7 protein-coding genes are annotated in these 10,195 nt (G+C 39.2%); 4 read left to right on the top strand and 3 right to left on the bottom strand.

Annotation, left to right across the window (positions count from 1 at the left end):
* Window positions 1-1,048: 1,048 nt before the first annotated feature.
* The 3 genes from BJP37_RS04470 to BJP37_RS04460 all read left to right on the top strand — a co-directional run bounded on the left by BJP37_RS04470 (window position 1,049) and on the right by BJP37_RS04460 (window position 4,892).
* Entirely contained in the window at window positions 1,049-1,759 is a 711-nt protein-coding gene (locus tag BJP37_RS04470) for a response regulator (protein ID WP_075896816.1), read from the top strand.
* Window positions 1,760-1,880: 121 nt separating this feature from the next.
* Complete coding sequence (locus BJP37_RS04465) at window positions 1,881-3,803, top strand: sensor histidine kinase (protein ID WP_075896814.1); 1,923 nt, start codon at window positions 1,881-1,883, stop codon at window positions 3,801-3,803.
* Window positions 3,804-4,169: 366 nt separating this feature from the next.
* Window positions 4,170-4,892: a DUF928 domain-containing protein gene (locus BJP37_RS04460; RefSeq protein ID WP_075896812.1), complete on the top strand. Its 723-nt coding sequence runs from the start codon at window positions 4,170-4,172 to the stop codon at window positions 4,890-4,892.
* A gap of 10 nt (window positions 4,893-4,902) precedes the next feature.
* Here the strand turns inward: BJP37_RS04460 and BJP37_RS04455 are convergent, their stop codons facing one another.
* The 3 genes from BJP37_RS04455 to BJP37_RS40745 form a co-directional block, all read right to left on the bottom strand.
* A complete protein-coding gene (locus tag BJP37_RS04455) occupies window positions 4,903-7,596 on the bottom strand; it encodes a CHAT domain-containing protein (RefSeq protein ID WP_075896810.1) in 2,694 nt (897 codons plus the stop codon).
* A gap of 497 nt (window positions 7,597-8,093) precedes the next feature.
* On the bottom strand, window positions 8,094-8,666 hold the full coding sequence (locus BJP37_RS04450) for a Uma2 family endonuclease (protein WP_075896808.1): 573 nt from the start codon (window positions 8,664-8,666) through the stop codon (window positions 8,094-8,096).
* The gene (locus BJP37_RS40745; RefSeq protein WP_198953952.1) at window positions 8,666-8,818 is read right to left on the bottom strand and encodes a hypothetical protein; all 153 of its coding nucleotides are present in this window, start codon (window positions 8,816-8,818) and stop codon (window positions 8,666-8,668) included. Before BJP37_RS40745 ends, BJP37_RS04450 begins: the two co-directional genes overlap by 1 nt.
* A gap of 159 nt (window positions 8,819-8,977) precedes the next feature.
* Between BJP37_RS40745 and BJP37_RS04440 the strand changes: the two genes are divergently transcribed.
* Window positions 8,978-9,991, top strand: coding sequence for an ATP-grasp domain-containing protein (locus BJP37_RS04440; protein WP_075896804.1), 1,014 nt, complete (start codon window positions 8,978-8,980; stop codon window positions 9,989-9,991).
* Window positions 9,992-10,195: the final 204 nt, after the last annotated feature.

Here is a 10,195-nt window from a genome sequence, read left to right as displayed (position 1 = left end):
CACCCCACACCCCACACCCAGTAAGGCTTTTAAGGCTGTTTGTCACCCCGTCAGAAAATTTACACTTTTCTGTATATGCTATTCAATGCACCTGCGATACTATAGGTACATACAGCATCAGAAGATAAACAAGTGATTAATGAACTTATAGGTAGATTTTGCTCACTTGTTAGTAAGAATGTTAGTAAGGAAATTAAGGATATGGGTAGTATCTACAATATCACCGTAGAAGGGGTAACCTATTCTAGGAATAGGTCGTTTCCATTGGCAGAGACTTCCTACTTACCAATAGAGGCATTCGCCTTGTCAAGTTTTTCAGCTGTAAAATTTCCCATTGTAGCGGGAAATGCCGGAAATGCATACCCTCCTGTTGAAACGGGGGTGTATGATGGTTCGGTAGCATCTTTCTCTTGTAGGAGCACATGCTTCCTCTCTTTTCTCGGGAGGAGGTCAAAGTTGCAGAACAGATGAACTATGTACCATCAGAGCAAGCTTAAACCCATGAGGGGGCTATAAATTTAGTACAAATGTTCGGCATTTGTGACATGCTCCCTCTCTTTTCTCACTCTCCGGGAAGCCAATCTCTAGAAGGCTTATCAGTCAATCAATACAAGCTATCCTTTTAGAAAAACTTGGATACTGTATTTATTGCTAGAAAAAAATCTGGCAATCGTTTCCGGCGGAGATTGTCGGTGGTTCGATTGTTATACAGTTTTCTGGCAACACGGTTACTGGTGGTAACACGGTTACTGGTAGTGCTACTTTTTTCGGTAACGGCTTCATTGAACCCGGCGCTTCTGCTTGGAGCGCTAACTTTTCTGGTACGTTGGCGCAAACTTACGTAGGTTTAGCAGAATTTGCTTAGTACTACTTTCGATTTTCACAGTGACCTTGAAAGGGATAGCAAACCTACTGTGAGGAGTGCAGTTTCCTAGGTAAAACAATACAAATCCTAGAAGGAAACTATCACAAGTTAGATAGGCTAAACCCTACTTATAGCAACGATAGCTTTGAGAAAGTTTTAAGACAAACTATAGGAGAAGGTGATATGGTCAATGCCAGCTCTGAACGGTTGACAATAAATCAAGATTTACCCAATACCAGTAACCTGAAGATTTTAGTAGTAGATGACCACCAACTCATTTTGAAAGGAACAGTCAACGAGCTAAGCCAACAGTATCCAGACGCAGAAATAGTCAAAGCAAAAACCGCACAACAAGCTCAAGAGGAAATCGCTAATTCTCACTTTGACCTTTTGGTGATGGATTTGTGTATACCAGAAAATCCAGGAATGACTTCCCAAACTGATACGGGTATTTACTTACTTCAGAAGTTACTAAAAAACTATCCCCAACATAATTTCCTGGTGCAAAGCAGTCATGTCAAGGCACTTGTACGAATCAAACATGATATTGATAACCATGAAGGTGGCTTTGTGATTGCAGAAAAGGAACTTTCGGAATCGGAAATGTTAATCAGGGTTGACTTAGCACTAAAAGGAGCAACCCATACAAGAGATATTAAAACTGGATTGGAACTGAAACCAGAATGGTTAGACGTCCTGAAACTAGCCTCTGAGGAAGAATTGACAGATAAACAAATCTCTGAGCGCATGTATAAATGTGAACGGGCGGTGCGTACCTATTGGACGAAAATCCAAGATGTTCTCGGTGTTTATCCCCAAGACTGCAAGCAAGAAGGTAAGAATATTCGGATTACAACTCTGAATCGAGCCAGAGAAGAAGGACTAATTGATTGATTTTTGAAAATTAAACTATTTCAATAATTGTGTTGGTGTAGTTTTAAATATTGATAGATCATAAACACTATTAAAGACTACTTGCATTCTGGATTTTGTAGTTTTCAGTGTCACTTGTCATATGGTAAGTAAAATTAGAAAAAAAATCAACACAGAAATTGCCATATGGCGACAAGCTGCAGTTCCAGGAATAGCAGTTATCATAATAGTGGTTATACTACGTTTAATAGGTTCACTCCAATTTTTCGAGTGGATAGCCCTTGATACTTTTTTACGTCTTCGTCCTGGGGAACCAACAGATGATAAGGTTGTAGTTGTTGGTATTAACGAAGAGGACATCCGCAGTATTGGACGTTATCCCATACCAGATGGAGAAATCGCTGAACTGATCCAAACAATAGAAGAGTATCAGCCAATTGCTATTGGTCTTGATATTGTTAGAGATATACCTATTGAGCCAGATCATGCCAAACTAACAAAAGTCTTTCAGCAACACAAAAATCTCATTGGGATTGAAAAAATATTACCACCCGATCAAATTCCTCCACCTCCAGAATTACCGAAACAGCAAGTGGGGTTTTCTGATATGATTGCAGATCAAGATGGTCAATATAGACGTTATTTGCTTTGGACTACATCACCGCAAAACCCCCAAAATCCCGATGAAGATAAATATTCCCTATCCCTGCGCGTCGCACAAGCCTATTTATCTGCGCAAGGGATTAATATAGAAACGGGTATCAGTGACCCTAATACTATCAGGTTTGACACCACAGAAATTACTCGCTTTTTACCTAATTCTGGGGGATATATCAGGGGTAATGATAGTGGATTAAAGATATTAGTTAATTTTCGGAGTGGCAAACAGCCCTTTACTATTGTATCACTCAAAGATATTCAATCTGGCCAACTAGACCCGAAATTATTTCATAAGCGGATTGTTTTAATTGGCATCACTGCTCAGAGTGTCCCTGACCTTTTTAATACTTCAGTAGTTGCTGGTTCCTATGCAAAAATTAACGGTCAGATTTATGGTGTAGAATTCCATGCTCATGTTATTTCTCAGATAATTAATGGTGTTTTCAATAACAGAGCTTTTTTAAACGTTTGGCATGATAAATGGGAAAATTTGTGGATAATAATCTGGGGAATTATTCCCATAATTATCGCTCGAATAACTCAATCTATATGGAAAAATATATTAGCTGTTGGTGCTACTAGTTTGGCTTTAATTGGAATAACCTATTTACTAATAGTATGGGGATGGTGGGTTTCTTTAGTACCAGGTTTGTTAATTTTAGTAATTAATGGTTTGGGACTAAGTGCGTTTGCATTTTATCAACATGACCAGGGTTTAAAATCTCAAATTAAGGAACGTCAACGTACAATAAAACATACATTTGATCTTATTCATGCTGGTCCTCTACAAACACTAGCCCATGTGTTGAAGCATCTGCGAAGTCAAGATGCGCCACAAGAACAATTGCTATTGCAATTAGAGAAACTCAATCATGAAATCAGAGAAATTGGCGAGTATCTGAACCTAGAAGCACTAACTCCAGAAGAAAGTATAAGATTAGGAAGCGGTTTAAAGCTAGAGTTAAAACGTCCTATTCATGAGCTTTTTTATCAAGTATATACCAGTACATTGGAACGTGATGACTTGGAGTATTTAAAAACTCTGAAGGTAAAAATCCGTGCATTTGATCCCATTGATGATAAATACTTGATCCTTGAACAAAGACAAGAACTATGCCTATTTCTCGAAGAAGCTTTGTGCAATGTTGGAAAACACGCTAAAGGCGTAAAACGTGTCGAAGCTACTGGTAAAGAAAACCAAGGGTGGTACACTCTGAGCATAAAAGATAATGGTTCTGGTATGTCCTCATTCTCTGAAAGCAAAGGGACACAGTTACTCAAAAATGTTGCGAAAAGTTTGGGAGGTGATTTTAGACGTGAGTCTCTTTTTACTAAAGGAACGTTATGTGAATTAACCTGGCAATTAACAGGTCGTAAAAGTCGTCGTAACCAAATCAAAAAATAACTATAGCAATCCTAGATCATTTGTAAAAATAATGCTGTTTCGCTTTGATTATACTTTTTTTTAAAAATCGTTAAATAGATAGTATTTGCTAATTTTTACGAACTAACCGTTTTGATTTATTGTAATAGATTAATCAAAATTTTTATAAACATCTAATCGGTTAAACTGAATTTACTTTTTAGGTCGTTTTAGTATAATGAGGGTAACATGGCGGTGCGACCCAAGGGCGATTTACTCCCCTATTGGAAAGCCCATCCTGTCAATAAGTAAATTTTGTTGCAAATAGAAGACCTACCTTTTTTCTACCACAAAAACCGAGTAGCTTGACATACCAAGCATTTCAGCCTGTTTCGTCGCTCCTTCAGTATGAATACTCAACTTTTAGGATTCCTTAATAAACCTATTAATTACAGACTAGTAACTAGCTGTACCCTCAGTTTGTTACTATTGTTTGTGCCATCTGCTATAGCTGGTTTTGAACCACGTGATCGAAAACCTGCTACTGACTATTCCCGAACTGGAGGTCGTAGGGGATGTCCAGGTGAAGCAATACCCTTGACACTCCTGGCACCTCAGACTTATGTTAGTCAAACGGCTTCAGTACATCCCACTTTTGCTGGCTTTGTTTCCAGTTCTAATCAAATAGAGTTTAGACTGTTTGAGTTTGAGTCGAATAATACACTTAAACAATTGGGTAGTCCCATTGAAAAGCAAACTCAACCAGGAGTTTTTCAGCTGTCTTTACCAGAGAATCACCCAGGATTAACTGTAGGTAAAAAATATTTGTGGCAGATGGCAATTCGTTGTCCAGATGGTGTTATAGTCGAAAGGGCAGAATTCAGAGTTGTAGAGTTGCCAACACAGATAAAAAGTAGGCTATCTACCACAATTAATAGTTCCCAGAAAGTAGATATCTATGCTGGGGCTGATTTTTGGTATGAAGCATTTACAGAAGCGCTAAAGTTGGCGCAACCTGGAAAAATGGGAAAGCTTGGTTCCAGTTTAGTGGAAGACCTCACTAAGTCTGAGTTAGAAGAAGATGCGGATAAAATTAGGTGGTTGGAGGAAATTGTAAATAGGGATAAGTGATATCTAGGTTTTATAACCAATTGCCAATCATAATAAACGGTGCCCAAAAATAAGGATTATCATATTGGTTATTTATTTCTGGGATTTCTTTTGCCTTAAGTAATTTTATCTGAGCAGCTTGTAACGCTTTAGCTTTACTCATTCCCAATTGATGTACATTTATATAAAATTCTTTCACTAACAAAGATGTAGATTCATCTCCCACAGACCAAAGGGAAGCCATTGCACTTCTGACCCCAACTTGCAAAGCTACTCCAGCTAAACCCAAACTAGAACGTTCATCACCTACCGCTGTTTGACAAGCCGTTAGTGCTAAAAGCTCAACAGAGGCAGAACCGCCACTGACTTGGCGTAAAACTGTTTCTAATTCATTGATGGTGAGTTTATTATTATTTCCTGTAACTAAAAACGTATCTTCGGAAATTATTCCAAATTGAGCATGAGTTGCTATATGAATAACTGGGTAAACTGTATCTTGAATTTCCTTTTCTAGTTTCTTCGGTTCAAAGTCTTCATCTATAAACTGTTTATGATTAGGAAAGATTTTTTGAACTTCTTTGATTTCTAAGGGTACACTTGGCAAAGCTCGGAATGGGAGCTCGTCAATTATTGCTTCTTTACTGACCCCCAAAATTAACGCACGACCTGTTTGAGTATTTAGTTTTTTGGGTGCAGTTAAACTTAAACTAGGGGTGGTAGCGATCGCATAGTTTTCAATTAAGTATTTCTGAGCTTTTTTATCATAAAGGGCAGCCATTGGAATGTCACGCAAAAAGCTGTCTTGAATGAAAACAATAGTTTCGATAGATTGCGACGTTAAATAATCCTCAAAAGGAAGAATCATCAAATCATATAACGTTTTAGCTTCAGTAGTATCATAAGTGATTGACACTGAACCGTATATTAATCCTTGGCGGAATTTTTGAATCTGATTTCTAAAATCTTTCCGTGATGCTTTGAGCCAGTGTAAGTGTTTTTCCTTATTTGGCAGAGTCAAAATCATTGCCGTACCATCGTCTAAAATAATGGAACTAAACACCGCTGTGTTTTGTTCTAACAGTTCATCAACTTGAGTATTATTAATAGCTGCCAAAATACAATCATTGCCAAAATAATTTTGTAGCTCTGCTAGTTTTAAAGAATTAACCGTTTCTAAGGCCAAATTTAATTCTTTATTACGATTTTCTTCATCCAGAGAAGCTAACTCAATTCGGAACTGGGCTAACTGACGATAAACAGGCTCAATTACATCCCGGAAGTCAAATTGTAAATCCCGTTCTGCAATTAAAATATCACTGCGAATTTTATCTAGGGTATTATAGGCACGTTGATAGAAAGGAATCGCCTGTGCCTCTTTGTTCTGCTTTTGTAATATCCTACCTGCTTGCCATTCCCATAAATAAAGGCTATCTTTAGCTTGCAAATTTTGGTCAGCTAATAACAGTGCTTTCTGAGTTAATGTCCAAGCTTTTTGATAGGCTTTACGACATTCATAAAAATGACCTAGGGCACCTAACGCATAAGACTCAGCACGTGTTGCTTGCAATTTGTGGGCAATTTCGATAGCCTGATTTAGTATTGTTGTTGCTTGTGCATCTGCTAATTTTCCCTTGACTGAACACTGGGTTAAGGGCGAAGTAATATTACTATCACCATCAGGTAAATTGGCTAAATCTATAGCTGCATATACCTTCGTAACAGAATCTGGTAAATGAGCGAGTAATTCTAAAGCTTGTTGAATATCTACATTAATCGTTGCTGAATCAACTAAATTTAAGTCTTGAGTGCGTTCATAAAGCTGAATTAAATTCAGTAGACTTCGCATTTGAGCCGATTTATAATCTTGTTCTTGAGATTGTTTAAAACTCGATTGAAAATAGCTCAAAGCCTTCTGATAATCTTCCCTGGCATTAGTTTGAAATTCCTTGCCTTTAGGAATACCACGTTTTGCAGCAGATTTGGCACGTAAATTCCAAAGTTGGGCACGACTTGCATGAGTGTTACCTAAACTATTTAATACCAAAACAATATAGGCTGGATTATTATAAATTTTTGCCTCTTCTAAGGCACTTTCTAAATAGTCGATTGCTTCGTTGTAATCACCCCGGAGACGATAAGCTTCACCTAAACTTCCTAATGCTGCCACTTCCCCCAGTTTATCTTGTTGCTCACGAGCAATTTGTAATGCACTTCCTGGCAAACACTCTAGCTTTCCTTGGGATTTGTCGTAATTAGCACCGCATAACAGCGCAATTGCTTTCCCTGGTTGTCCTAGATTACTATAGGCTTGCGCTTGTTCCGTAAGCACTTGCCCTACTTTCTGTAAATTCCCAATAGTCTGATAGTAATAAATTACCTTTTCCCAATAGGCAAGTGTTGCCTGAGTATCCCCCAACTGCTGATAGGCTCTTGCCAAATTTTCATTAACAATTGCAATAGTTGCCGCTTCATTACTTTTTTCATATACCTTTAACGCTTCTTTCCATAAGGAAATTGCACCGCGATAATCTCCCCTAGCGTAGCGTTCAATACCTTGATTTACCTGTTGAGTTGTATTGGTATCTTGAGCGTTGACTAATTCTCCTATCGTTGCTTGCTCTGTTATTAAAGATAGATTACCCAGCCATAAACATAATGTCAGGCTGATCAGGAACAATACTCCCAGCCAAGGACGCATATTTGATTTACTAAATCTATCAAACACAGGCTGACTCCGGCTTTAGCTGTGTAATATAGCGCTACGCGCAAGGCAACAGGCAAGAGGCATGCATGCAAAAGTTGATTAAAACAGCTTAGGTGCGCTTTCCGTTGGCGAATTAAATTCGCCACGGGTCGCACTTTTTGCTGCTTGTATCAATGTCAAACACCTTAATGGGTAGTACTATATCACTTAAGTGCTTGTTCTTAACACTATCAAAATTTGCTAATCAAGCAAACTAGGAGGTGTCATCAGTTAAGCCAAACCACAGCAGCAGCCAGGTATAGCGCTACGCGCAAGTCAGAAGTTAGAAGTCAGAAGTCAAAGGTGCGCTTTCCGTAGGCGAATTAAATTCGCCACGGGTCGCACCTAAAAGTAAGCTATGACTAAGTTTCGGATCGGGATAATTACCCTTAATAAAAATCTCCCCAATCTCCCCATCTCCTCATCTCCCCATCTCCCCACACTTCCCACCCTTACCCTACTCCCTACTCCCTACTCCCTTATGTTGCTGAACTTCCCATTTTCAACCAGCCAAAAATTTCCTCTGCTGTCAACTGAAGCTCGATACCATCTAACACCACTAGAGAGTCACTTCCCTGACACAATTCCGGTTGTTGGTTAGGTAGAAAAATCAAGACCGAGCGGTCATAAGGGTCAATTAGCCATCCTAGTTGAGAACCATGTCTTAGACAATGTAAAATGTTACCTGTTACTCGGTTTGAACTCTGGCCTGGAGAGATAATTTCAATAGTCCAGTCTGGAGCAATAAACACATCATCTATAGGCTCTCCTTCATCATCAAATTTAATTTGGTTCCAGCGAAGAACTGCTATATCGGAAACAATTGACCGTCCGCCAAAAGTACATCTTAGCTCTGGGAAAGCGTAGGCAATTTGCCCTTCCTCAACAACAGTATTAATTGTACTCGTCAACTTGCTCTGAAGTCTGGAGTGGCGAGTTTTAGGCATTGGTTTCTGGGTAATTTCACCGTTGATATATTCCCTAGGGGGTTTAGTCTCTGGAAGTTCCAGAAACTCTTCGAGAGTCAAAGGTAAGGCAGCTATCTTTACCATTAGCAGCTAGTTCCAGAAACAGATGTGACCATACTATAGCAATTCTCAATCGGGTTGGTTTTATAGCATGTCAGGATAATTACCCTTAATAAAAATCTCCCCATTTCCCCATCTCCCCATCTCCCCATCTCCCCATCTCCCCATCTCCCCATCTCCCCATCTCCCCACACTTCCCACCCTCCCCACACTTCCCACCCTTAACGTATTCCCCACAACTGCCACAAAGTCATATAATTGCCTAGGCGAAAGGCAAATGCCATACGTCCTCCACCGAATAAAATCGCGGGTTTCCAAACTACCGGAATTATTTCATGACCAATAAAAAGTATCGAATACTAGCTATTACTGATCATCATACCCACGGGGGAATAAGTTCAATCTATCCCCTACTCAGAACTATGGCTAAACATCCTGTTTGTGACTCTATTCAAGTGGCAAGCAGGGGAAACCCCAAAAATAAGGAATTTTTCTATGACTATACTTCCACTGAGTTAATGAGCTTGTTGGTTGACGATAACTTTGTTCCTCAAGAAAGCGGGGAACAATTCTTAAATGCCAGCATCAAAACAGACTTTAAAGATCATGATTTGATTTTTCTGAGGATAGACCGACCAATACCCGATGAGTTTTTTGAATTCATTACCAGTCATGTACCCGAAGATAAGATCATTAATCGTCCATCAGGAATCCAAAAAACAGATACAAAGGGGTCTCTTCTGAACTTTCCTGAACTGTGTCCGCCGATGAAACTTTGCAGTACTTTGGAGGAAATTTTAGAATTTTACCAAGAGTTTCCCATTGTTTTAAAACCTCTGCGCAGCTATGGCGGTAAAGGTATTATCAGGATAGTTGATGACCAGGCTTGGGAAGGGAATAAGCAATACTCCCTTGATGACTACAAGTCAGTCATTGAAGAAAGCTTAAGAGATAGTGGTGACTATTTAGCCATGAAGTACTTAAAAAATTACAGCAAAGGTGATAAGAGAGTGCTAGTGGTGAATGGTAAAGTTACAGGAGGTTTTCTCAGGATTCCTAAAGAAGACTCTTGGATCTGCAATATGTCAGCAGGGGGTTCTACAACTGTTGGCGAACCAGATCAAGACGAAATCAGAATTGCTGAAACGATTATTCCTAGTTTCTTGGAGCAAGGCATAGTCATTTTTGGCTTCGATACATTAGTGGATGACGATGGCAAGCGAGTGTTATCTGAGATTAACACATTAAATGTTACTGGTTTAGAAGAAGCCCAAACCCACTCAGGTAAACCAGTGGTTCAAGAGTCATCTGATTTAATGTGGTCTTATATTTGTGAACATATTGGATAACTATAACATTTGTATCTGGGTTGTAAACACACGAATTGCCGAAAAAGGCAAAAGGCAAAAGGCAAAAGGCAAGAGCAACCCACCCCTAACCCCTCCCAGGAGGGGAAAGAGATCCCGGTGCATCTCATATTTGTAAAAAAGTTGCGTAGTGGCGTGGCACAGCTAATTTGGTGCATTAGATTCTAGGTCAACATCGACGTTCAA

Origin of the sequence: Moorena bouillonii PNG, assembly GCF_001942495.1 — a bacterium.
In the GTDB taxonomy this organism is placed as follows: domain Bacteria; phylum Cyanobacteriota; class Cyanobacteriia; order Cyanobacteriales; family Coleofasciculaceae; genus Moorena; species Moorena bouillonii.
Note: the sequence above shows the minus strand (reverse complement) of the source record. Positions and strands in the feature narration are given on the sequence as shown.

What these genes read in the sequence shown, in the direction of transcription:
- BJP37_RS04470 (WP_075896816.1), top strand. Translation starts at nt 1,049, where the DNA reads ATGGTCAATGCCAGCTCTGAACGGTTGACAATAAATCAAGATTTACCC.
- BJP37_RS04465 (WP_075896814.1), top strand. Translation starts at nt 1,881, where the DNA reads ATGGTAAGTAAAATTAGAAAAAAAATCAACACAGAAATTGCCATATGG.
- BJP37_RS04460 (WP_075896812.1), top strand. Translation starts at nt 4,170, where the DNA reads ATGAATACTCAACTTTTAGGATTCCTTAATAAACCTATTAATTACAGA.
- BJP37_RS04450 (WP_075896808.1), bottom strand. Translation starts at nt 8,666, where the DNA reads ATGGTAAAGATAGCTGCCTTACCTTTGACTCTCGAAGAGTTTCTGGAA.
- BJP37_RS40745 (WP_198953952.1), bottom strand. Translation starts at nt 8,818, where the DNA reads ATGGGGAGATGGGGAGATGGGGAGATGGGGAGATGGGGAGATGGGGAA.
- BJP37_RS04440 (WP_075896804.1), top strand. Translation starts at nt 8,978, where the DNA reads ATGACCAATAAAAAGTATCGAATACTAGCTATTACTGATCATCATACC.